The following is a 22,785-nucleotide window of genomic DNA, read 5'->3' as shown; positions in this document are numbered from 1 at the left end:
TCACCGCAGCGAATAGATTAAGGAATAAACGTGGGCAAAATCACCGGTTTCATGGAATTCGCACGGCAGGAAGAGGAATACCTCGACCCGCCCGTGCGTCTCAAGAACTACAAGGAATTCGTCGTCACCCTGACCGACGGCCAGGCCAAGGTGCAGGGCGCGCGCTGCATGGATTGCGGCATCCCGTTCTGCAATACGGGCTGCCCGGTCAACAATATGATCCCGGACTGGAACGACCTGGTCTTCCATGGCAACTACCGCCATGCGCTGGACAATCTCCATTCGACCAATAACTTCCCCGAGTTCACCGGCCGCATCTGCCCGGCGCCGTGCGAATCGGCCTGTACCCTGGGCATCAACAATGACCCGGTCGGCATCAAGTCGATCGAGCGCAAGATCATCGACACCGGCTGGGAGCACGGCTGGGTGGTGCCGCAGCCGCCGCGCGTCAAGACCGGCAAGAAGGTCGCCATCGTCGGCTCGGGTCCTGCCGGCCTGGCCGCGGCCCAGCAGCTGGCGCGCGCCGGCCACGACGTGACGGTGTTCGAAAAGAGCGACCGCATCGGCGGCCTGCTGCGCTACGGGATCCCCGACTTCAAGATGGAGAAGGACCTGATCGACCGTCGCGTCGAGCAGATGCAGGCCGAAGGCGTCACCTTCCGCACCGGCGTCCTGATCGGCAAGGACTTCCCGGCCACGGTCAGCAATATGGCGCGCGACACGATCTTCCCGGAAGACCTGGAAAAGGACTTCGACGCCGTGATCCTGGCCGGCGGCGCCGAGCAGCCGCGCGACCTGCCGGTCCCGGGCCGCCAACTGAAGGGCGTGCACTTCGCGATGGACTTCCTGCCGCAGCAGAACCGGGTCAATGCCGGCGACAAGCTGAAGGACCAGATCAAGGCCACGGGCAAGCACGTGGTGGTCATCGGCGGCGGCGACACCGGTTCGGACTGCGTCGGCACCTCGAACCGCCACGGCGCGCTTTCCGTCACCCAGTTCGAACTGATGCCGCAGCCGCCGGAACAAGAGAACAAGCCGCTGGTCTGGCCTTACTGGCCGACCCGCCTGCGCACCTCGTCCTCGCACGAGGAAGGCTGCGAGCGCGACTGGGCGGTGGCGACCAAGCGCCTGGAAGGCAAGGGCGGCAAGGTCGAGAAGCTGATCGCCTGCCGCGTCGAATGGAAGGACGGCAAGATGAGCGAAGTGCCGGACAGCGAATTCGAACTCAAGGCCGACCTGGTGTTCCTGGCGATGGGCTTCGTCTCGCCGGTGCAGCAGGTGCTGGACGCCTTCGGCGTGCAGAAAGACCCGCGCGGCAACGTGCGCGCCGCCACCGAGGGCGAAGGCGCCTACCAGACCTCGAACCCGAAGCTGTTCGCGGCCGGCGACATGCGCCGTGGCCAGTCGCTGGTGGTGTGGGCGATCCGCGAAGGCCGCCAGTGCGCGCGCTCGGTCGACGAGTTCCTGATGGGTTCCTCGGTCCTGCCCCGTTGAGATCCCGGTGGCGGACGCGCAATGCGGCCGCCACTACCTTCGCTCCCGCATCGATCGCCGCTTCGTCGAAGGCGGCGATGCCCATCACCCGCGATGGCGCCGGCCGCGCTCATGCGCCAGCCGGACTTCCCCGAACCCCGCCTATACGCCATCCTGGCCAAGTGAAACGCCATCCCGGCATCTGATCCGCGGTTGTATCTTGCGTTGACAAAATGGCGACAGAGTATTGCATATTCTGTCACTTGCTATTTCGTCACGTCGGCCCCAGATTATGGTGCGTTGCAAAAAAATGTGGCTTACCGGGCCAGTAATTAGGAGGAGCTTAAACCTCCCCCTTCGGCAGTTTTTGGATGCAGCTTATTGATACAATTCAACAATGCCAATATTGTGAAACATACATATCTTAATAAAAACAATGGCTTATAAGCGGAATTATCTGACTCATTAGTTATTAGTGTTGTAATAGTACGTCGCCGCCTGAGGGTAAAATCGGGTCCCTCAAGCAGGTAAATAGCTTTCTGCACTACAATACCGGATTCCCCAAACATTAATTATGCTGTGTCGAACCTAGTCGAAATCCGCGATCTGCATTTTGCTTACGGTGAGCGTTCCATCCTGTCGAATCTCCGTATGGACTTCCCACGCGGCAAGCTCATTGCCGTCATGGGCGGGTCGGGTTGCGGCAAGACCACGGTGCTGCGCCTGATCGGCGGCCAGATCCGTCCCCAGCGGGGCGAAGTGCGCATCGGCGGCGAAGTCGTGCACCAGCTCGATACCGAGGGCCTGTACCGCCTGCGCCGCCGCATGGGCATGCTGTTCCAGTTCGGCGCGCTGTTTACCGACCTGTCGGTGTTCGATAACGTCGCCTTCCCGCTGCGCGAGCACACCGACCTGTCCGAAGAGCTCATCCGCGACCTGGTCCTGATGAAGCTCAACGCCGTCGGCCTGCGCAATGCGCACCGCCTGAAGCCGGCCGAGATCTCGGGCGGCATGGCGCGCCGCGTGGCCGTGGCGCGCGCGGTGGCGCTGGACCCCGAACTGATCATGTACGACGAGCCCTTCGCCGGCCTCGATCCGATCTCGATGGGCGTGACCGCCAACCTGATCCGCAACCTGAACGACGCGCTGGGCTCGACCTCGATCCTCGTCTCGCACGACGTGCACGAGTGCTTCGCGATCGCCGACTATGTGTACTTCATGTCCGCCGGCAAGATCGTAGCCGAGGGCACGCCGGACGACCTGCGCGTCTCGGAAGACCCTTACGTGAAACAATTCGTCAATGCCGCCCCGGACGGTCCGGTGCCGTTCCATTATCCCGGCAGCTCGCTGGCCGACGACCTGGGCCTGGGAGCGCGCACATGATCGCCCGCGTTCTCGGCCTGGTCGGCTGCACCGTGCGCGAAGGCTTCGCCGGCCTCGGTTTCGCCGTGCGCTCCTTCTTCAACCTGCTGGGTGTCTCGCCGGGCGCTTTCCGCCGCCCTGGGCTGATTTCTGAGCAGATCCATTTTATCGGCAACTATTCGCTGGTGATCATCGCCGTGTCCGGCCTGTTCGTCGGCATGGTGCTGGGCCTGCAGGGTTACTACACGCTGAACCAGTATGGCGCCGAGCAGATGCTGGGCCAGGTGGTGGCGCTGGCGCTGGTCCGCGAACTGGGCCCGGTCGTGACCGCGCTGCTGTTCGCCGGCCGCGCCGGCACCTCGCTGACCGCCCAGATCGGCCTCATGAAGGCCGGCGAGCAATTGTCGGCGATGGAAATGATGGCCATCAATCCGGTGCAGCGCGTGCTGGCGCCGCGCTTCTGGGCCGGCGTGATCGCCATGCCAGTCCTGGCCACCGTGTTCTCGGCGGTGGGCGTGCTGGGCGGCTACATCGTCGGCGTGAAACTGATCGGCGTCGACGAAGGATCGTTCTGGTCGCAGATGCAAGCCGGTGTCGATGTGCGAGCTGACGTACTGAACGGCGTGATTAAAAGCTTTATCTTTGGCATCGCAGTGACCTTTACCGCCCTGTTCCAGGGCTACCAGGCCCAGCCGACGCCGGAAGACGTGTCGCGCGCGACCACGCGCACCGTCGTGATTGCATCGCTGCTGGTCTGGGGGCTGAATTTCGTCATGACGGCCCTGATGTTCAATAAATAAGTTAATAAACGGTTAAAACGGTTACTGTAGGGTATTCAAAATGCATCGCAAAACTATCGACGTCTGGGTCGGCCTGTTCGTTCTGCTGGGTCTGGCCGCGCTGCTGTTCCTGGCTTTCCAGGCAGGAAACATGAGGTCTCTGTCGTTCGGCCAAACGTATTCGATCACGGGCCGTTTCGACAATATCGGCGGGCTCAAGCCGCAGGCACCGGTCAAGAGCGCGGGCGTGGTGGTCGGTCGCGTGGGTGAGATCACCTTCGACGACAAGAGCTTCCAGGCATCGGTGCGCCTCGATATGGATACTGAATATAAATTCCCGAAAGACAGCTCGCTGAAGATTTTGACTGCTGGCTTATTGGGTGAACAATACATCGGCATCGAAGCCGGTGGCGATGAGCAAAACCTGGCGGAGGGCGATCGCATCAACCGCACCCAGTCGGCGACGGTCCTGGAAGACTTAATTAATCAATTTATCTACAGCAAGGCTGCTGAAGGAAAGGAAGGTAGTGAATGAACTACGCCGTCACGCTCTCGCACTTGCGCCTCGGCGCCGCCGCCGCCGCCATCCTGGTCCTGACAGGTTGTGCAACGACTGCCTCGAACCCCCAGGATCCGCTGGAAGGCTATAACCGCGCCATGTTCAGCTTCAACGACGCGGTCGACCGCGCCGTCCTGAAGCCGGTGGCCACCGGCTACAAGAACGTCGTGCCGGGCTTTGCCCAGACCGGCGTCGGCAATTTCTTCGGCAACCTGTCGGATGCCTGGAGCTCGGTCAACAACCTGCTGCAGGGTAAACCCGAGCAGGCCGGCACCGATTTCGGCCGCGTTGCGCTGAACTCGACCTTCGGCATCTTCGGCCTGCTCGACATCGCTTCCGAAGCGGGCATGCAGAAAAGCGACGAAGACTTCGGCCAGACCCTGGGCAAGTGGGGCGTGCCAAGCGGCCCCTACTTGATTTTGCCGCTGCTGGGCCCATCTACCGTACGTGATACCGCGGCCGTGCCGGCCGACGTGGCGGGCGATATCTGGAAATACAAGGAGCCGCACAACTGGCGCAATATCGGCGCGGGCATCCGTGTGATCGATACCCGCGCCAGCCTGCTCGACGCGTCCAGCCTGCTCGAAGACGCCGCACTCGACCGTTACGAGTTCCTGCGCGACGGCTACCTGCAGCGCCGCCAGAGTCAGGTGTACGACGGCGACGTGCCGCGCCAGGCCCCTGACGCCGACGAGCAGTAACAACAAGATCAACCGTGCGTGCGGCCGTCGCCGCCGCCAACCGAAAGGAAACCGATGAAGCCATTCATGCACCTGGTCGCCGCCGCCGCCACCGTGGCGTTCTCCACCGTCCTGGTCGCCGCCCCGGTGGCCGCCGCCGAAGCGCCGGACGCGCTGGTCAAGCGCATCAGCAATGAAGTGATCGACAGCGTCAAGGCCGACAAGGACATCCAGGCCGGCAACCGCAGCAAGATCATGGGCCTGGTCAACGAAAAGATCCTGCCCTACGTCGACGCCGAGAAGATGACCCAGCAGGCTGCCGGCCGCCACTGGCGCAGCGCCACCCCGGAACAGAAGCAGAAGCTGACCAAGGAGTTCCGCGACCTGCTGGTGTACACCTACGCCGGCGCGCTGTCGACCATCAAGAACGAGACCGTCGAGTTCAAGCCGATGCGCGGCTCGCCGACCGATAGCGACGTCGAAGTGCGCTCGCAGGTGAACGTCGCCCGCGGCGAACCGATCACCCTGAACTACCGCCTGAGCAACGACAAGGGCAGCTGGAAGATCTATGACGTGAACGTGCTGGGCGCCTGGCTGGTCCAGACCTATACCAGCACCTTCAACAGCGAGATCAGCAAGAGCGGCATCGATGGCCTGATCAAGCGCCTGGCCGACCGCAACGCCCAGCTGGCCTCCAAGCCGCTGGCCGCGCCGGCGAAGTGATCCGTCAACATGGCTGAATCCAACCCGATGCTGTCGATCGACGCCCTGACCTTCCTGACCGCCCACCAGGCACTGGAGCAGGGCGCGGCGGCGATCCGCGCCGGCGAGACCGTGTTCGATCTCGGCGGCGTGAAGGCGGCCGATTCGTCCGGCGTGGCCCTGCTGCTGGCCTGGCAGCGCCGCGCGCGCGATGCCGGCCACCGGCTCACCTTCGTGAACGTGCCGGACAACGTGCAAAAGCTGGCGGCCCTGTACGGGGTCGACACGCTGCTGCCGCAAGCCTGAAGACCGGCGGCCGACTGGCCGCCGTTTGCATTGCGCCTCCCTCTGGCGTACCCCGCGCAATTCTCCCCTCTGCCCGCTTGACATGGCGATTTCACCTATAATGGACCGTTTCTCCGCACGGTCCTTCGGTGCGCTTACGGGTCGAATCCCATTTCCGCGCGCCGCGCCATCCAACAAGCATGACAGCAATCCAGATTGACAGCGTCGAGAAGAGCTACAAGGGCTTCAAGGCCCTGAAGGGCGTCTCCTTGGACATCGAGGAAGGCGAGTTCTTCGGCCTCCTGGGCCCGAACGGCGCCGGCAAGACCACCCTCATCTCCACCATCGCGGGCCTGATCCGGCCCGATGCCGGCCGCGTGCGCATCCACGGCCACGACGTCGTGAGCGACTTCCGCGAAGCGAGAAAGCGCCTGGGCGTGGTGCCGCAGGAACTGGTGTTCGATCCCTTCTTCACGGTGCGCGAGACCCTGCGCCTGCAGTCGGGCTACTTCGGCATTCGCAACAACGACGCCTGGATCGACGAGGTGATGCACAACCTCGATCTCACCGACAAGGCCGACGTGAACATGCGCGCGCTGTCGGGCGGCATGAAGCGGCGCGTGCTGGTGGCGCAGGCCCTGGTGCACCGTCCGCCCGTGATCGTGCTCGACGAGCCGACCGCCGGCGTCGACGTCGAGCTGCGCCAGACCCTGTGGAAGTTCATCGCGCGTTTGAACCGCGAGGGCGGCCACACCGTGGTCCTCACTACCCACTACCTCGAGGAAGCGCAAGCCATGTGCCAGCGCGTGGCCATGCTCCGGCGCGGCAACGTGGTGGCGCTCGACACCATGAGCGCGCTGCTGCGCCGCGTGTCGGGTTCGCAGCTGGTGGTGCACCTGAAGTCGGGGGATCTGCCCGAGTCGCTGCGCCATCTCGTCTCGCACGACGAGCACACCAACGGCAATGGCAACGGCGGCGGCAACAAGTACACGCTGCGCGTGAACGATTATTCGGAGGTCGAGCCGATCCTGGCGCGCCTGCGCGAGAACGGCGCCGTCATCGACGAGATGCAGCTGGAGCAGGCCGACCTCGAGGACATCTTCATCCAGATCATGGAGGAGGGTAAGTAATGTTCTCGATCGGTTTCCGTACCCTGTTCTACAAGGAGTCGCTGCGCTTCTGGAAGGTCGCGACCCAGACCGTGGCCGCGCCGGTGGTCACCGCCATGCTCTACCTCCTGATCTTCGGCCACGTGCTCGACGGCCGGGTCGAGATGCTCGACGGCGTCGCCTACACCTCGTTCCTGATCCCGGGCCTGGTGATGATGAGCGTGCTGCAGAACGCCTTCGCCAATTCGTCCTCGTCGCTGATCCAGTCCAAGATCAGCGGCAACCTGGTCTTCATCCTGCTGCCGCCGCTGTCGCACGCCGAGATCCTGTCCGCCTACGTGCTGGCCTCGATGCTGCGCGGGATCGTGGTCGGCGCCGGCGTGTTCGTCATCACCGCCTGGTTCGCCCACCTGGAGTTCGTGGCGCCGGTGTGGATCGTGGTGTTCGCCCTGCTGGGCGCGGCCATCCTCGGCACCATGGGCACGATCGCCGGCATCTGGGCCGAGAAGTTCGACCAGCTGGCGGCCTTCCAGAACTTCCTGATCATGCCGGCGACCTTCCTGGCCGGCGTGTTCTATTCCGTCCAAAAACTGCCGCCTTTCTGGCTCGCCGTCTCGCATTTCAACCCGTTCTTTTATATGATTGACGGGTTCCGCTATGGGTTCTTCGGCCAGTCCGACGTTTCGCCATGGACCAGCCTGGCCGTCGTGACCGTGTTCTTCGCGGTGCTGACGGGCGTGGCGATCAATCTGCTCAAGCGCGGCTACAATCTGCGCCATTAATAGTACAAAGTTTAACTGGAGTTATCGTGGCGACCACACCCGAACTGATCCACGGCTATATCAGCGCCGGCCTCGAATGCACCCACCTCGACGTGAAGGGCGATGGCCATCACTTCGAGGCCGTGATCGTCTCGCCTGCCTTCGCCGGCAAGCGTCCCATCCAGCGTCACCAGATCGTGTACGCCGCGCTGGGCGACCGCATGCGCGAGGAAATCCACGCGCTGTCGATGAAAACCCTGACCCCTGAAGAATTCGGAGGATAAGCATGGACAAGCTCCAGATCGTCGGCGGCAAGCGCCTGGCTGGTGAGATTTCGGTATCCGGCGCCAAGAACGCGGCGCTGCCCATCCTGTGCGCCGGCCTGTTGACCGCCGGCGACCTGCAGCTGTCGAACGTGCCGCGCCTGCACGACGTGCGCACCATGCTCAAGCTCCTGGAAAAGACCGGCCTGAAGGTCGTGCAGGATGATGAAAATGTCACCATGAACGGCGGCGCCATCGACACGCTCGAAGCGCCGTACGAACTGGTGAAAACCATGCGCGCCTCGATCCTGGTGCTGGGCCCCCTGTTGGCGCGCTTCGGCGAAGCCAAGGTCTCGCTGCCGGGCGGCTGCGCGATCGGCTCGCGTCCGGTCGACCAGCACATCAAGGGCCTGCGCGCGATGGGCGCCGAGATCACGATCGAGGGCGGCTACATCTACGCCAAGGCGAAGAAGCTGAAAGGCGCGCGCATCCACACCGACATGATCACCGTGACCGGCACCGAGAACCTCTTGATGGCCGCCACCCTGGCCGAAGGCGAGACGGTGCTCGAGAACGCCGCGCGCGAACCGGAAGTGACCGACCTGGCCAATCTGCTCGTGGCCATGGGCGCGAAGATCGAGGGCATCGGCACCGACCGCCTGGTGATCCAGGGCGTGGACGAACTGCACGGGGCGACCCATGCGGTGATCTCGGACCGCATCGAGGCCGCGACTTTCCTGTGCGCGGTGGCGGCCACCGGTGGCGACATCGTGCTGACCAATACCCGCACCGACATCTTCGACGTCGCGCTCGACAAGCTGCGCGAGATCGGCCTGCAGCTGACCGTTGGTGAAAATACCATCCGCGCGCAGATGGACGGCCGTCCGCGTCCGGTCTCGTTCCGCACCACCGAATATCCGGGCTTCCCGACCGATATGCAGGCCCAGTTCATGGCCGTGAACACGATCGCGGACGGTCCGTCGAAAGTCACCGAGACGATCTTCGAGAACCGCTTCATGCACGTGCAAGAGATGAACCGCCTCGGCGCGCACATTTCGACCGAGGGCAATACCGCCTTCATCAAGGGCGTCGAACGCCTGGTCGGCGCGCCGGTGATGGCGACCGACCTGCGCGCCTCGGCTTCCCTGGTGATCGCCGGCATGGCGGCCGAGGGCACCACCCTGATCGACCGCATCTACCACCTCGATCGCGGCTACGACCGGATGGAAGTGAAACTGTCGGCCGTTGGCGCCGCGATTGTCCGTATTAAGTAAGTACGTATTAAATAAACTCAAGCACATGACATTCAATGGCGTACATGGAGAACCCCAGCTGATCCTGGCGCTTTCCAAGGGCCGCATCTTCGAAGACACCCTGCCGCTGCTGTCGGCGGCCGGGATCGAGGTGCTGGAAAACCCCGAGACTTCGCGTAAACTCATCCTCTCGACCAACGATCCGGGCGTGCGGGTGCTGATCGTGCGCGCGTCCGACGTGCCGACCTACGTCCAGCACGGCGCGGCCGATTTCGGCGTGGCCGGCAAGGACGTGCTGCTCGAGCATGGCGGAGAAGGGCTGTACCAGCCGATCGACCTGCGCATCGCCCAGTGCCGCATGTCGGTCGCGGTCAACGCCGGCTTCGACTACGACAGCGCCGTGCGCCAGGGCGCGCGCCTGCGGGTGGCGACCAAGTTCGTCAACACCGCGCGCGAGCACTTCGCCAGCAAGGGCGTGCACGTCGACCTGATCAAGCTGTACGGCTCGATGGAGCTGGCGCCGCTGGTCGGCCTGTCGGACGCCATCGTCGACGTGGTCTCGACCGGCGGCACCCTGCGCGCCAACAACCTGGTCGAAGTCGAAAAGATCATGGACATCTCCTCGCGCCTGGTGGTGAACCAGGCCGCGCTCAAGCTCAAGCGCGAGCGCCTGCAACCAATTCTCGAGGCGTTCGAACGCGCCTCCCAACGACAAGGCTGAAGCATCATGGCAGTACAGATCCGCAAGTTAGACTCCACCGCGCCCGACTTCAAGAACACCCTCGACGCCCTGCTGGCGTTCGAAGCGGAAACCGATGACGCCATCGAGACCGCGGTCGCGCATATCCTGCGCGACGTGAAGGCGCGCGGCGATGCGGCTGTGCTGGAGTACACCAACAAGTTCGACCGCATCCCGAACGGCGGCGCGAAGTCGATGGCCGAATTCGACATTGGCCAGGCCGAGTTGGACCAGGCTCTGGCCGCGCTGCCGGAAGCCCAGCGCGCCGCGCTGCAGGTGGCGGCCGACCGCGTGCGCGTGTTCCACGAGCGCCAGAAGGACGCCTCGACCGGCTTCACCTTCACCGAGCCCGATGGCACGATGCTGGGCCAGCGCGTGACCCCGCTGGACCGGGTCGGCATCTATGTCCCGGGCGGCAAGGCCGCGTATCCGTCGTCGGTGCTGATGAACGCGATCCCGGCCCACGTCGCCGGCGTGAAAGAAATCATCATGGTCGTGCCAACCCCGGACGGCGTGAAGAACCAGATGGTCCTGGCCGCCGCCGCGATTGCGGGAGTGACCCGCGTGATCACCATCGGCGGCGCGCAAGCCGTCGGCGCGCTGGCCTACGGCACCGAGACCATCCAGCCGGTCGACAAGATCGTCGGCCCCGGCAACGCCTATGTCGCCGCCGCCAAGCGCCGCGTGTTCGGCACGGTCGGCATCGACATGATCGCCGGCCCGTCCGAGATCCTGGTGCTGTGCGACGGCACCACCGATCCGGACTGGGTGGCGATGGACCTGTTCTCGCAGGCCGAGCACGACGAACTGGCCCAGGCCATCCTGCTGTGCCCCGATGCGGATTACATCGCCAAGGTCGAGCAGAGCATCCACAAGCTGCTGCCGGCGATGCCGCGCAAGGACACGATCACCACGTCGATGACCGACCGCGGCGCGCTGATCAAGGTGCGCGACATGGACGAGGCCTGCGAGATCGCATCGTCGATCGCCGCCGAACACCTCGAGATTTCGGCGCTCGAGCCGATGCAGTGGGCCGATAAAATCCGTCACGCCGGCGCCATGTTCCTCGGCCGCTTCTCGTCCGAATCGCTGGGCGACTACTGCTGCGGCCCCAACCACGTGCTGCCGACCTCGCGCACGGCGCGCTTCTCGTCGCCGCTGGGCGTCTACGACTTCCAGAAACGCTCGTCGATCATCCAGGTCAGCGAAGCGGGCGCGCAAACGCTTGGTAAAGTGGCCGCGACTCTCGCCTACGGCGAAGGCCTGCAGGCGCACGCGCGCAGCGCCGAGCTGCGCTTGAACCCAGTGCCGCCGCAGCAATCATGACGTCCTGGGTCAACCAGGTATTCTGCGAGGATGCGCTGGCCGGCCTGGCGCGCATCCCGGACGGGTCCATCGACCTGATCCTGACCGACCCGCCCTACAACTTGGGCAAGGACTACGGCAACGCGTCGGACCAGCAAAGCGTCGAGGCCTACCTCGCCTGGACCGAGCAGTGGATCGACGCCGCCATCCCCAAGCTCAAGCCCAACGGCAGCCTGTACATCTTCCTCACCTGGCGCTTCGCGCCCGAGATCTTCGTGATGCTGAAAAAACGCATGACGATGATGAACGAGATCATCTGGGACCGCCGCGTGCCGTCGATGGGCGGCAGCGTGCGCAGCTTCTCCTCGGTGCACGACACCATCGGCTTCTTCGCCAGGCGCAAGGATTACTATTTCGACCTGGACGCGGTGCGCATCCCGTATGACGCCGAGACCAAGAAGGCGCGTTCGCGCTCGATCTTCGTGGGCGCCAAGTGGCTCGAAGTCGGCTACAACCCGAAGGACGTGTGGAGCGTGTCGCGCCTGCACCGCGAACATCCGGAGCGCGCCGACCATCCGACCCAGAAGCCGCTCGAGATCATCGAGCGCATGGTCAAGGCCTCCTGCCCGCCGGGCGGCATCGTGCTCGACCCCTTCATGGGCAGCGGCACCACGGCCATCGCCGCCAAGCGCCTGGGCCGCCAGTACACCGGTTTCGAACTGAATCCCGACTACTGCGCCATCATCGCCGAGCGGCTGGCCGCGCCCGAGGTGCCGCTCAGCGGGGCGAAAGCAAAAAAACTGCGCAAGGCCGCCAAGGCCCTCACCACCACGGAAGAGACATCATGACCGACATCGCCAAACTGATCGAGAACACCATCCGCGCCGACGTGCGCGCCGTGGGCAGCTATCACGTGCCGGACTCGATCGGCTACGTCAAGCTCGACTCGATGGAAAACCCGTACCAGCTGCCCGAGCCGCTGCGCGCCGAACTGGGCGCGCGCCTGGCCGAGGCGGCCCTGAACCGCTATCCGGTGCCGTCCTACCGCACCCTCAAGGACAGGATCTGCAGCAAGCTGGGCGTCCCGGAAGGCTATGACGTCCTGCTCGGCAACGGCTCGGACGAGCTGATCACGATCCTGGCGACCGCGATCGCGCGCCAGGAACGCGAAGCCGGCAGCAAACGTGCCGTGGTGATGGCCCCGGTCCCGGCCTTCGTGATGTTCTCGCGCTCGGCCCAGTTCGCGGGCGCCGACTTCGTCGGCGTGCCGATCCAGTCCGATTTCTCGCTCGACCTGCCGGCCATGCTGGCGGCGATTGCCGAGCACAAGCCGTCGCTGGTATTCCTGGCCTATCCGAACAACCCGACCGGCAACCTGTACGATGCCGGCGACATGGTCGCGATCATCGAGGCCGTGGGCGAGCACGGCATCGTGGTGGTCGACGAGGCGTATCAACCGTTTGCCCGGGTCAGCTTCATGGAGCGGCTGCCGCAACACCCGAACCTGGTCGTGATGCGCACCCTGTCCAAGCTGGGCCTGGCCGGTATCCGCCTCGGCTATATGTCGGCCGCCGCGCCGCTGCTGGCGGAGTTCGAGAAGGTGCGCCCGCCGTACAACGTCAATGTGCTGACCCAGGTGGCGGCCGAGTTCGCGCTCGACCACCTGGACGTGCTGGACCGCCAGGCCGGCCTGCTCAACGAGGAACGCACCCGCCTGGCCGCCGCCCTGGCGGCCCTGCCCGGTGTGGAAGTGTTCCCGTCGGCCGCCAATTTCATCTCGCTGCGCGTGCCCGATGCCGAGCGCGCCTGTGCGATTCTCCATGGCGAGAAGGTCTTGATCAAAAATTTGAGTAAAATGCATAAATTGCTGGCCAACTGCATCCGCGTCACGGTCAGCACCCCCGAAGAGAACGACCAGTTCCTGGCAGCCCTGAAGACGTCGCTGTAATCCAGCGCCCCTGACGGACACCATTTAATCCAGTCGGCTCCTGCCCAGCAAGAGACCGACCGACGACCGCCCTTAGCAATGACCCGCACCGCCGACATCACGCGCAATACCAACGAGACGCAGATCCGCGTCTCGATCAACCTCGACGGCACCGGCCGCCAGAAGCTCAATACCGGCGTCCCCTTCCTCGACCATATGCTCGACCAGATCGCGCGCCACGGCATGTTCGACCTCGAGGTCGAGGCCGTGGGCGACCTGCACATCGACGCCCACCACACGGTGGAAGACGTCGGCATCACGCTGGGCATGGCCGTGGCCAAGGCCATCGGCGACAAGAAGGGCATCGTCCGCTACGGCCACTCGTACGTGCCGCTGGACGAAGCGCTGTCGCGCGTGGTGATCGATTTCTCGGGCCGTCCCGGCCTGGAGCTGCACGTGCCGTTCACGCGCGCCATGATCGGCGCCTTCGACGTCGACCTGACCGGCGAATTCTTCCGCGGCTTCGTGAACCACGCGGCGGTCACCCTGCACATCGACAACCTGCGCGGCGTGAACGCCCACCACCAGTGCGAGACGGTGTTCAAGGCCTTCGGTCGTGCGCTGCGCATGGCCACCGAGCTGGACCCGCGTGCGGCCGGCATCATCCCATCGACCAAGGGCAGCCTGTAATCATGGCCAACAAGATCGTCGTCGTCGATGGACTCGGTAACCTGCGCTCGGTGGCGCAGGCGCTGCGCGCCGCCGCGCCCGAGGCCGACGTCCTCATTTCCAGCTCGGCCGCGGACCTGGACCGCGCCGACCGCATCGTGCTGCCGGGCCAGGGCGCCATGCGCGACTGCATGCGCAGCCTGCGCGAATCCGGTCTCGAAGACGCGCTGATGCGCGCCGCCAAGACCCGTCCGATCATGGGCGTGTGCGTGGGCGAGCAGATGCTGTTCGATGAAAGTGAAGAGAACGAAGGCACCCCCGGCCTGGGCCTGTTGCCCGGCAAGGTGGTGCGGTTCCAGTTGGACGGCAAGCTGCAGGCCGACGGCTCGCGCTTCAAGGTCCCGCAGATGGGCTGGAACCAGGTGCGCCAGGCGCGTCCCCACCCGCTGTGGGAGGGCGTCGAGGACGGCAGCTATTTCTATTTCGTGCATAGTTACTACGCCGCGCCGGAGAACCGCGACGACGTGATCGGCGAGACCGACTACGGCGGCCCGTTCTGCTGCGCCGTCGGCCGCGATAATATCGTCGCCACCCAGTTCCACCCCGAAAAGAGCGCCGCCGCCGGGCTGCGCCTGTACCGCAATTTCATTCACTGGAATCCGTGATTCCGCGTTTTAAACCGTCAACCAACCGACAACGACCATGCTGCTGATCCCCGCCATCGACCTGAAAGACGGTCACTGCGTTCGCCTGAAACAAGGCGATATGGACCTCGCCACCGTGTTTTCCGAAGATCCCGCCGACATGGCGCTGCATTGGCTGAAGAAGGGCGCGCGTCGCCTGCACCTGGTCGACCTGAACGGCGCATTCGCGGGCAAGCCGAAGAACGAGTCCGCCATCAAATCGATCCTGCAGGTGGTGCAGGAATACGCCGAAGACAATGGCCTGGACGAGATCCCGGTCCAGCTGGGCGGCGGCATCCGTGACCTCGACACCATCGAGCGCTACCTGGACGACGGCATCAGCTACATCATCGTCGGCACCGCCGCGGTCAAGAACCCGGGCTTCCTGCACGACGCCTGCGGCGCCTTCCCGGGCCACATCATCGTCGGCCTGGACGCCAAGGACGGCAAGGTCGCGACCGACGGCTGGAGCAAGATGTCGGGCCACGAAGTCATCGACCTGGCCAAGAAATTCGAAGGCTATGGCGTCGAATCGATCATCTACACCGACATCGGCCGCGACGGCATGATGGCCGGCGTGAACATCGAGGCGACCGTCAAGCTGGCGCGCGCGGTGAAGATTCCCGTGATCGCCTCGGGCGGCGTGCACGTGCTGGCCGACGTCGAAGCGCTGTGCGCGGTGCAGGACGAAGGCATCGAGGGCGTGATCTGCGGCCGCTCGATCTACGAAGGCACGCTCGACCTGGCCTCGGCCCAGGAACGCGCCGATGAACTGACGGAAGGGGCGCAAACCTGAACACGTCGTTCCCGCGCAGGCGGGAACCCAAGTTTTACGCGCAGTCGATCTGCATGCGAACTTGGGTCCCCGCCTGCGCGGGGATGACGTGCCGGCGCTGAGAAATCATGCTAGCTAAACGCATCATCCCCTGCCTCGACGTCACCGGCGGCCGCGTGGTCAAGGGCGTCAATTTCACCGAACTGCGCGATGCCGGCGACCCGGTCGAGATCGCGCGCCGCTACGACGCCCAGGGCGCCGACGAAATCACCTTCCTCGACATCACCGCCTCCAGCGACGGCCGCGACCTGATCCTGCCGATCATCGAAGCCGTCGCCTCGACCGTGTTCATCCCGCTCACCGTCGGTGGCGGCGTGCGCAAGGTCGAGGACGTGCGGCGCCTGCTCAATGCCGGCGCCGACAAGGTCAGCATGAACACCTCGGCCGTCACCAATCCGCAACTGGTGTTCGACGCCGCCAACAAGCACGGCTCGCAGTGCATCGTGGTGGCGATCGACGCCAAGGAGACCGGTCCCGGCAAGTGGGAAGTCTTCACCCACGGCGGCCGCAACGCCACCGGCCTCGATGCGGTGGAATGGGCGCGCAAGATGGAGAGCCTCGGCGCCGGTGAGTTGCTGCTCACTTCGATGGACCGCGACGGCACGAAAATCGGCTTCGACCTGGGCCTGACCCGCGCCGTCTCGGACGCCGTGGGCATCCCCGTCATCGCTTCCGGCGGCGTCGGCGGCCTGAAGGACCTGGCCGACGGCGTCCTCGAAGGCCATGCCGATGCGGTGCTGGCCGCCAGCATCTTCCACTACGGGCAGCACACGGTCGGCGAGGCCAAGCGCTACATGCTCGACCGTGGCATCCCGATGCGCCTCGCTTAAGGAAAGCCACATGCCGACCAATGCCAAGTGGCTCAACAAGGTGCGCTGGGACGAGCACGGCCTGGTGCCGGTGATCGCCCAGGAAGCGGCGACCGGCGACATATTGATGTTCGCCTGGATGAACCGCGACGCCCTGACCCGCACCGTCGAGACGGGCGAAGCCGTGTACTGGAGCCGCTCGCGCAAGAAGCTGTGGCACAAGGGCGAAGAGTCCGGCCACATCCAGAAGGTGAGCGAGATCCGCCTCGATTGCGACGAAGACGTGGTCTTGCTCAAGATCGAGCAGGTGGGCGGCATCGCCTGCCATACCGGCCGCCATTCCTGCTTCTTCCAGAAGTACGACAACGGCGACTGGCACAGCGTCGAACCGGTGCTGCAGGACCCCGACACCATTTATTCCCCGGACAAGAAGAAGACCCCATGAGCGTTACCCTGGCCCGCGTCGCGGCCGTGATCGAATCGCGCAAGCCCGAACACGGCGGCGACCCCGCGACCTCCTACGTCGCCAAGCTGTTCGCCAAGGGCGACGACGCCATCCTCAAGAAGATCGGCGAGGAAGCCACCGAGCTGGTGATGGCGGCCAAGGACGCGCGCGTGGCGAACGACCCGTCCAAAGTGCTCTACGAATGCGCCGACCTGTGGTTCCATTCGATGGTGCTGCTGGCCAGGTTCGACCTCACGCCGCAACAGGTGCTGGACGAGCTGGCGCGGCGCGAAGGCGTGTCCGGCATTGTTGAAAAAGCTGCACGCAAGGAATAAATAGTTCCTGAAGCGTTGCAAGTGAGCACCTGCTGACTGTGCGTGGCCGTGCTTCCGGTGTCATAATCGGGGACTGAGCGTCATACCGATGTCATGCGGCGTTGATACGATGCCTCGGCTTCACAGGCCTGTAAGTCCTTGAAATGTTGTAATAATCTGGAGACAAGATGGATAACTGCATTTTTTGCAAGATCGTCGCCAAGCAGATCCCGGCCGCCGTCGTCTATGAAGACGAGGACGTGCTGGCATTCAAGGACATCAACCCGGCGGCGCCGGTGCACTTGCTGGTGATTCCGAAGCGGCACGTGTCCACCCTGTCCGACTGCACCGAGGAGCATACGGCGCTGCTCGGCAAGATGCTCGCGCTGGCGCCGAAGCTTGCGAAAGAGAATGGTATTGACGTCAAAATCGGCGCCGACGGCAAGCCGGGCGGCGGCTTCAAGACCCTGATCAATGCCGGTCCGGACGGCGGGCAAGAGGTGTATCACCTGCACCTGCATATGTACGGTGGCCCGCGTCCGTGGCGCGGACTGGGCTTGTGAAGCGGCCTCTAAGCCAGGACTAAGTTTCAATGGGGGCAGAGTGCCCCCGCATCGCGTATACTGTGGTAGACGCTTTCCCGATTTTTCAGGCGCGTGCGCCTTGCTAGGAGAAATAACATGGGTGGTTTGAGTATTTGGCACTGGGTCATCGTGCTGGTGGTCGTGATGCTGATCTTCGGCACCAAAAAGATCAGCAATATGGGTTCCGACCTGGGCAAGGCCGTCAAGGGCTTCAAGGATGGCGTCAAGGGCGACGAAGAGAAGGCTGCCGAAGCCAACCCGGCCCAGCCGACGCAGCAGGTGGCCGACAAGTCGACCATCGACGTGGAAGCCCGCGACAAGACCCGCTTGTAATCCGCAGTCCCCATGATCGACCTCGGACTGTCGAAAATCGCGATCATCGGCGTGGTCGCCCTGATCGTGATCGGCCCTGAAAAGCTGCCCAAGGTGGCGCGCATGGCCGGCACGCTCTATGGCCGCGCCCAGCGCTACCTGCATGACGTGAAGTCCGAGGTCAGCCGCGAGATCGAGCTCGACGAGCTGCGCAACCTGCACAAGGAAGTGCAGGAGAAAGCGCAATCGTTCAAGAGCGAGGTCGAGTCGGCCACCAGCGATTTCGAGTCGTCCGTCACCAGCCATGTCGACGAGGTCGAGGCCTTGTGGGATGACCGCACTGCGCACGACAGCAGCGCGAGCACGATCACGCCGACCGTGGCCGACATCGACCGCAAGGCCAGGGATTTCCGCCGCAAGAAGCTGGTGCGCACCTCGAGCGTGCCGGCCTGGTACAAGAACCGCCATGGCACCAAGCGCCATGTGATGTCGGGCGCCGCCCGGGTGCGCAAGTTCCGCCCCGGCAACGCCAGCAAATCCAATTCTTCCTTCTTCTAAATGACTGAGCAAGCCGCCGGCGAAGACACTTTCATCTCGCACCTGGTCGAGCTGCGTGACCGCCTGGTCAAGGCCTCGATCGGCATCGCGATCGTGTGCGCCGCGCTGATGGCGTGGCCGGGGCCGTCGCATATCTACGACCTGATCGCCGCGCCGATGATCGCCTCGATGCCGCCCGGCTCGACCATGATCGCCACCGGCGTCATCTCGCCGTTCCTGGTGCCGATGAAGGTCACCCTGCTGCTGTCCTTCATCCTGGCGCTGCCCTGGGTGTTCTACCAGGCCTGGGCCTTCATCGCGCCCGGCCTGTATGCCCACGAAAAGCGCCTGGTGCTGCCGCTGGTGATTTCGTCCTCGGTGCTGTTCATCGCCGGCGTCGCGTTCTGCTACTTCTTCGTGTTCGGCCGCGTGTTCCACTTCATCGGCGAATTCGCGCCGACCTCGATCGCGGTCATGCCCGATATCGAGAACTACCTCGATTTCGTGATGTCGATGTGCCTGGCCTTCGGCGCCTCGTTCGAGGTGCCGGTGGTGGTCGTGATCCTGGTGCGCATGGGCATCGTCAGCCTCGAGAAGCTGCGCTCGGTGCGTTCCTATGTGATCGTCGGCGCCTTCGTGATCGCCGCCATCGTCACCCCGCCGGACGTGGTCAGCCAGCTGGCCCTGGCCATTCCGATGTGCCTGCTCTACGAGCTGGGCCTGCTGGTGGCGCCGATGTTCGCGCGCGCCACCCGCGCGCCGGAAGAAACCGCATAACGATAGCGCCGGGCATCCGCCCCGGCGTTACGGACAACTCCCTACGATGTAGTACCCCTGCGCCGTCTGCGCCAGCGTGCTGGTGAAGAAGACGTTGTACAGGCCCATGTTCTGGTTCGAGCCGTTGGCCAGCGCATAGCCGCCGCTCGCGTGCGCGCGGCCGGCCTGGACGTGGGCGTAGTTGCTGGCCGTGCTGGTCGTGCAGGTGAACACCGGCGGCGGCGTGCCCGTGCCCACCTGGAAGGCGGGAATGGCGCAGGCATTCGACGTTTGTCCGTTATTGCCGATGGCCGTCACGCTGCCGCCGTAGCTGCCGTCCGCGCGGTTCGCATAGGCCTTGCTGAAGGCGGCGCCGCTGCCAGCCGCATCGTCGTCGACCGGCGACGGGCCATTGAGCAGCACCCGGTAGCCGGCGATCGACCCTTCGGCGAAGCTGGCGGCGCCGTTCACCGTGATCGTCGATCCCGACACGCTGGCGCTGCACGAGGCCATGACGGGCGCCGGCGCCTGCGACACCCGCAGGTTCTCGTTGAACCAGAAATCCATGATGAAGGCCGGGTAGTTGACGCGGGTCGCATTCACGAAGTTGGCGTTCTGGCCGCCCGCGCCGGCCGGCCAGGCGTGGCCAAGGCCTGTCACCGCGATCTGCGAGGTGCGCACCTTGCCGTTGGCGTCCGTGTATTCCACATTGCTGCCGCTGCCCGGCACGGTCACCGCCGCGCCTTGCGTCCAGGCGCCGCCATACACCTGGCGCATGGCGGCCGCGTCCAATGGGCCATAGGCCTGCGCCACCGTGTAGTCGCTGGTGCCCCAGATCACGCCGGTGACCTGGGTCGCGAAATGGTCAAGCGCGCTGCCCGCCATCGCGCGGCAGGCATTGGCCGCGGTGGTCGCCGTATAGCCGGAGGGGACGATCGAGATCTGGCCGGTGGTGACGCCCGGCGGCGGGGCGGCGGACAGGCCCAGGCCGGCGAAGATCTCGGGCGCGGTGCAGCCCAGCACCATGGCCTTGGCGCCGCCCGAGGACAGGCCGGCCACGTACACCTGTTTCGGATCGATCGCGTATTGCGGGTTGGAGAGGAAGCGGTTGATCAGGTCGAGCAGCACCGCCGTGTGGCCATAGGAACGGCTGCGGTTGGTGGCGGCCCAGTCCCAGCAGTGGGTACCGTAGACGTTGCCGGTGGCGTTCGGCGCCAGGATCACCGCGCCGTACTGGTCGGCCACCGCCTTCCAGTTGTAGCCGGCGTCGCCGCTGCCGTTGATCACGTCGCCGCCCGCGGTCTGGGCGCAACCGTGCAGCACCAGCACCAGCGCGCGCTTGTTGTCCAGGCTAGGTGGCGTGGCCGGCCAGTAGTAGTAGCCGCTCAGGGCGCCGCCATGGGTGGTGTCGTTGGCCCAGACCTGGTTGGCGCTCCAGGCGCCGGGGCCGGCCTGGACCGGGGTTTGTGCGAGGGAAGAAGTGAACGGCGCACTGAGCGCCAGGCAGATCGCGGCTTGCGCCGCTCGTCGATGGAAGGGCTGCATGCGATGTCTCCGAATATGGTTGTCGTGGGCTTGCCGGGAGCCGGCCTGCCACATTCATCATAGTTCGGGAGACGGCGCGCACAAGCGGGCGTGGGAGCACGCCGCTTGTGCGTTTTTGCACGGCCTGGACAGCCATGCGGACGGGGTTACTGCATCAACTCCGAGATCATCTTGACCGGCGCATTGCCGTAGCTGAGGAACTGGTCGTGGAATTCCTTCAGCTTGAAGCGCTCGCCCAGCTGCTGCTTGCGGCGTTCGCGCAGTTCCATGATCTGGTGGTAGCCGCTGAAGTAGCTGGTCAGCTGCACCGAGGTCAGGGTCACGCGGCGCCATTTTTCGTCGGCTTCCTGGCGCGTCTGGAAGGCCTGGCGGGTGAGCAGGTCGATCGCCGCCTCTTGTCCCATGCCGTTCACGTGCACGCTGTAGTCGAGGATGGTGTTGGTCACGCTGCGCAGGTTCCATTTCGAGTACATCAGCCACATCTCGGGCGCGTTGTCGCCGTAGCCCGATTCGAGCATCATGCGCTCGCCATACACGGCCCAGCCTTCGACCATGGCGCCATTGCCGAACAGCGACTTGATCAGGGAAGGCGAGCGGTTGGCGTGCACCAGTTGCGCATAGTGGCCGGGGATCGCCTCGTGGATGTTCAGGATCTGGAGGATCCACTCGTTGTACTCGCGCAGGCTGCTCTCGGCCTGTTCCGGCGTGAGGTTGTCCATCGGCGTGACGTTGTAATACGTCTTGTCCTTCGAGCGGTAAGGGCCCGGCGCGTCGATGCTGGCGCCGGCCACGCCGCGCTGGTACATCGGCGTTTCGCGCACCTCGAGCGGCTTGCTCGGGTCCAGCGTCAACAGGTCGTGCTTGATCACCCAGTCCTGCAGGAGCGGGATCTGGCGCCGGATCTCGGCGAAGAAGTTCTCGCGTGCGACGTGGCGGCTCGATAACTTGTCGATCATCATGCCGATCTTCTGGAAGCGGTCCTGCGGCTTGGCGACGCCCGCCATATAGCGCGGCCACAGCTCGTCCGAGATGCGGTCCATGTTCGACAGCAGTTCCTCGCGCGTGACCAAGGCCTTGCGGAAGGTCTCTTCGGCGCTGGAGGACGACTGGATGTCGAGCGCGAACTTCTGCTCGTACAGCGCCTTGCCGGCGCGGAAGGGACGCGCCTTGCCGTTGGCCGCCTGGCGCTGCTCGACACCGTTCAAAAAGTCGACGTAACCCAGTACCGCGCTGCCGGCGTTGGCGATGCGCTGGGCGAAGATCGCCTTCTCTTGCGGCGTCAGGATCGATTCCTCGGCCGCCTTGCCCAGGTCGGCCAGCACGGCCAGCGTGCCCGGCGCCTGGCCGATCGCGAGCTGGGTGTGCTCGCGCGTCGGGTTGGTGATGGACGCCTGCGCCGCCGCGTAATAGTCGGGCACGTCGGCCAGGCGCTTGAGGATGGTGCGCAGGCGCTGCGGCTTGGCCGCGTAGTCGGTGTTCAGGATCAGGTCGAGCGGCGCGGCGACGTTGTACTGCGATGGGTTCCACTCGTGTTCGCGCCAGGTGGTGAGGCGCCAGCGGTCCTTCTCCAGCTTGTTGACCAGGAGGGCCAGGTCGGTGCGGTAGCGCGGCGACAGCTGCCTGGGATCAAGCTTGCCGAATTTTTCCAGCCACTCGTTGGCGAAGGCGAGCTGTTTCGCGCGCGTGTCGGCGTTCGGGATGGTGAGATTCGCGGCGTGGTCGAACTTGCCGACGTAGATGCCGCCCTCGGGATCCATGCGCCACAGGGCGGTCAGGTATTGCATGCTCAGGGTCGACATGCGGCGGTCGACGCGCGTTTCCGCGGCGTTGGCGCTGGCCGCCCCCGCGGCTGCGGCGCCGGCGCCGACCAGGGCCTTCTTGCCCTTGCTGGAAGTCTTCTTCTTGACGACCTTCGAGGATTTCGCCTTGCCCTTGGCTGGCTTGGAAGTGGCGGCGATGGCCGGCGTCAGTGCGAAACACGCCAGCAAGGCCGCCAGCGCGATTTTCGTTTTCATCATCGTATTCAGCCCTGTAACTAAGGAGATGTCTTGCTCGCGGGAGGCGCGAAGGCGTGCAGATTAGCACTAATTGCATCATTT

27 protein-coding genes are annotated in these 22,785 nt (G+C 64.6%); 25 read left to right on the top strand and 2 right to left on the bottom strand.

The features are described 5' to 3' along the window. The first annotated feature begins 30 nt into the window (after positions 1-30). The 25 genes from KY496_RS17985 to tatC all read left to right on the top strand — a co-directional run bounded on the left by KY496_RS17985 (position 31) and on the right by tatC (position 19,162). Positions 31-1,494 carry a glutamate synthase subunit beta gene (locus KY496_RS17985; protein WP_219861844.1) on the top strand — a complete coding sequence of 488 codons (1,464 nt, stop codon included), beginning with the start codon at positions 31-33 and terminating at the stop codon, positions 1,492-1,494. Positions 1,495-2,052: 558 nt separating this feature from the next. Next, a complete protein-coding gene (locus KY496_RS17980) occupies positions 2,053-2,856 on the top strand; it encodes an ABC transporter ATP-binding protein (protein ID WP_071361032.1) in 804 nt (267 codons plus the stop codon). Further along, on the top strand, positions 2,853-3,635 hold the full coding sequence (gene mlaE / locus KY496_RS17975; RefSeq protein ID WP_005664373.1) for a lipid asymmetry maintenance ABC transporter permease subunit MlaE: 783 nt from the start codon (positions 2,853-2,855) through the stop codon (positions 3,633-3,635). Before KY496_RS17980 ends, mlaE begins: the two co-directional genes overlap by 4 nt. A 40-nt stretch (positions 3,636-3,675) precedes the next feature. Next, on the top strand, positions 3,676-4,149 hold the full coding sequence (gene mlaD, locus KY496_RS17970) for an outer membrane lipid asymmetry maintenance protein MlaD (RefSeq protein ID WP_071361033.1): 474 nt from the start codon (positions 3,676-3,678) through the stop codon (positions 4,147-4,149). Further along, positions 4,146-4,874, top strand: a complete 729-nt coding sequence (locus KY496_RS17965; RefSeq protein WP_219861843.1) for a VacJ family lipoprotein — start codon at positions 4,146-4,148, stop codon at positions 4,872-4,874. The genes mlaD and KY496_RS17965 overlap by 4 nt, the downstream gene beginning before the upstream one ends. Positions 4,875-4,928: 54 nt before the next feature. After that, positions 4,929-5,576: a phospholipid-binding protein MlaC gene (locus KY496_RS17960; RefSeq protein ID WP_219861842.1), complete on the top strand. Its 648-nt coding sequence runs from the start codon at positions 4,929-4,931 to the stop codon at positions 5,574-5,576. A 9-nt stretch (positions 5,577-5,585) separates the two neighbouring features. Beyond that, positions 5,586-5,861 (top strand): lipid asymmetry maintenance protein MlaB, encoded by a 276-nt coding sequence (locus KY496_RS17955; RefSeq protein WP_005664380.1) that lies wholly within the window; start codon positions 5,586-5,588, stop codon positions 5,859-5,861. 179 nt (positions 5,862-6,040) lie between these two features. After that, entirely contained in the window at positions 6,041-6,970 is a 930-nt protein-coding gene (locus tag KY496_RS17950; RefSeq protein WP_005664382.1) for an ABC transporter ATP-binding protein, read from the top strand. Continuing rightward, entirely contained in the window at positions 6,970-7,731 is a 762-nt protein-coding gene (locus KY496_RS17945; RefSeq protein WP_071361035.1) for an ABC transporter permease, read from the top strand. Before KY496_RS17950 ends, KY496_RS17945 begins: the two co-directional genes overlap by 1 nt. 26 nt (positions 7,732-7,757) lie before the next feature. Beyond that, a complete protein-coding gene (locus tag KY496_RS17940; protein WP_005664385.1) occupies positions 7,758-7,994 on the top strand; it encodes a BolA family protein in 237 nt (78 codons plus the stop codon). 2 nt (positions 7,995-7,996) lie between these two features. Further along, on the top strand, positions 7,997-9,247 hold the full coding sequence (gene murA, locus KY496_RS17935) for a UDP-N-acetylglucosamine 1-carboxyvinyltransferase (protein ID WP_219861840.1): 1,251 nt from the start codon (positions 7,997-7,999) through the stop codon (positions 9,245-9,247). A 25-nt stretch (positions 9,248-9,272) separates the two neighbouring features. Next, positions 9,273-9,947: an ATP phosphoribosyltransferase gene (gene hisG, locus KY496_RS17930; RefSeq protein WP_005664389.1), complete on the top strand. Its 675-nt coding sequence runs from the start codon at positions 9,273-9,275 to the stop codon at positions 9,945-9,947. Between the two features lie 6 nt (positions 9,948-9,953). Further along, positions 9,954-11,291, top strand: a complete 1,338-nt coding sequence (hisD, locus tag KY496_RS17925) for a histidinol dehydrogenase (protein ID WP_219861838.1) — start codon at positions 9,954-9,956, stop codon at positions 11,289-11,291. Beyond that, complete coding sequence (locus KY496_RS17920; RefSeq protein WP_071361038.1) at positions 11,288-12,118, top strand: site-specific DNA-methyltransferase; 831 nt, start codon at positions 11,288-11,290, stop codon at positions 12,116-12,118. The genes hisD and KY496_RS17920 overlap by 4 nt, the downstream gene beginning before the upstream one ends. Beyond that, positions 12,115-13,218 (top strand): histidinol-phosphate transaminase, encoded by a 1,104-nt coding sequence (hisC, locus tag KY496_RS17915; protein WP_071361039.1) that lies wholly within the window; start codon positions 12,115-12,117, stop codon positions 13,216-13,218. The genes KY496_RS17920 and hisC overlap by 4 nt, the downstream gene beginning before the upstream one ends. 78 nt (positions 13,219-13,296) lie before the next feature. Further along, on the top strand, positions 13,297-13,887 hold the full coding sequence (hisB, locus tag KY496_RS17910; RefSeq protein ID WP_005664397.1) for an imidazoleglycerol-phosphate dehydratase HisB: 591 nt from the start codon (positions 13,297-13,299) through the stop codon (positions 13,885-13,887). 2 nt (positions 13,888-13,889) lie between these two features. Then, complete coding sequence (gene hisH, locus KY496_RS17905; RefSeq protein WP_071361040.1) at positions 13,890-14,531, top strand: imidazole glycerol phosphate synthase subunit HisH; 642 nt, start codon at positions 13,890-13,892, stop codon at positions 14,529-14,531. Positions 14,532-14,568: 37 nt separating this feature from the next. Further along, positions 14,569-15,345, top strand: a complete 777-nt coding sequence (hisA, locus tag KY496_RS17900; RefSeq protein ID WP_005664401.1) for a 1-(5-phosphoribosyl)-5-[(5-phosphoribosylamino)methylideneamino]imidazole-4-carboxamide isomerase — start codon at positions 14,569-14,571, stop codon at positions 15,343-15,345. Between the two features lie 104 nt (positions 15,346-15,449). Further along, the gene (gene hisF, locus KY496_RS17895; protein WP_085986699.1) at positions 15,450-16,214 is read left to right on the top strand and encodes an imidazole glycerol phosphate synthase subunit HisF; all 765 of its coding nucleotides are present in this window, start codon (positions 15,450-15,452) and stop codon (positions 16,212-16,214) included. Positions 16,215-16,224: 10 nt separating this feature from the next. Beyond that, complete coding sequence (hisI, locus tag KY496_RS17890) at positions 16,225-16,638, top strand: phosphoribosyl-AMP cyclohydrolase (protein ID WP_005664403.1); 414 nt, start codon at positions 16,225-16,227, stop codon at positions 16,636-16,638. Then, on the top strand, positions 16,635-16,973 hold the full coding sequence (locus tag KY496_RS17885; protein WP_005664404.1) for a phosphoribosyl-ATP diphosphatase: 339 nt from the start codon (positions 16,635-16,637) through the stop codon (positions 16,971-16,973). The genes hisI and KY496_RS17885 overlap by 4 nt, the downstream gene beginning before the upstream one ends. Positions 16,974-17,140: 167 nt before the next feature. After that, a complete protein-coding gene (locus KY496_RS17880) occupies positions 17,141-17,515 on the top strand; it encodes a histidine triad nucleotide-binding protein (protein ID WP_005664405.1) in 375 nt (124 codons plus the stop codon). A gap of 117 nt (positions 17,516-17,632) precedes the next feature. Beyond that, positions 17,633-17,869: a Sec-independent protein translocase subunit TatA gene (tatA, locus tag KY496_RS17875; RefSeq protein ID WP_005664406.1), complete on the top strand. Its 237-nt coding sequence runs from the start codon at positions 17,633-17,635 to the stop codon at positions 17,867-17,869. A 12-nt stretch (positions 17,870-17,881) separates the two neighbouring features. Then, positions 17,882-18,406 carry a Sec-independent protein translocase protein TatB gene (gene tatB / locus KY496_RS17870; RefSeq protein ID WP_219861836.1) on the top strand — a complete coding sequence of 175 codons (525 nt, stop codon included), beginning with the start codon at positions 17,882-17,884 and terminating at the stop codon, positions 18,404-18,406. Further along, complete coding sequence (gene tatC / locus KY496_RS17865; protein WP_184240143.1) at positions 18,407-19,162, top strand: twin-arginine translocase subunit TatC; 756 nt, start codon at positions 18,407-18,409, stop codon at positions 19,160-19,162. A 27-nt stretch (positions 19,163-19,189) separates the two neighbouring features. Here the strand turns inward: tatC and KY496_RS17860 are convergent, their stop codons facing one another. Next, complete coding sequence (locus KY496_RS17860) at positions 19,190-20,701, bottom strand: PHB depolymerase family esterase (RefSeq protein ID WP_370659846.1); 1,512 nt, start codon at positions 20,699-20,701, stop codon at positions 19,190-19,192. A gap of 131 nt (positions 20,702-20,832) precedes the next feature. Next, the gene (locus tag KY496_RS17855; protein WP_219861832.1) at positions 20,833-22,704 is read right to left on the bottom strand and encodes a DUF885 domain-containing protein; all 1,872 of its coding nucleotides are present in this window, start codon (positions 22,702-22,704) and stop codon (positions 20,833-20,835) included. Between the last annotated feature and the right edge of the window lie 81 nt (positions 22,705-22,785).

It is taken from the genome of Massilia sp. NP310, assembly GCF_019443485.1.
Lineage (GTDB): Bacteria > Pseudomonadota > Gammaproteobacteria > Burkholderiales > Burkholderiaceae_D > Telluria > Telluria timonae.
This window is presented reverse-complemented; position numbering and strand designations above follow the sequence as displayed.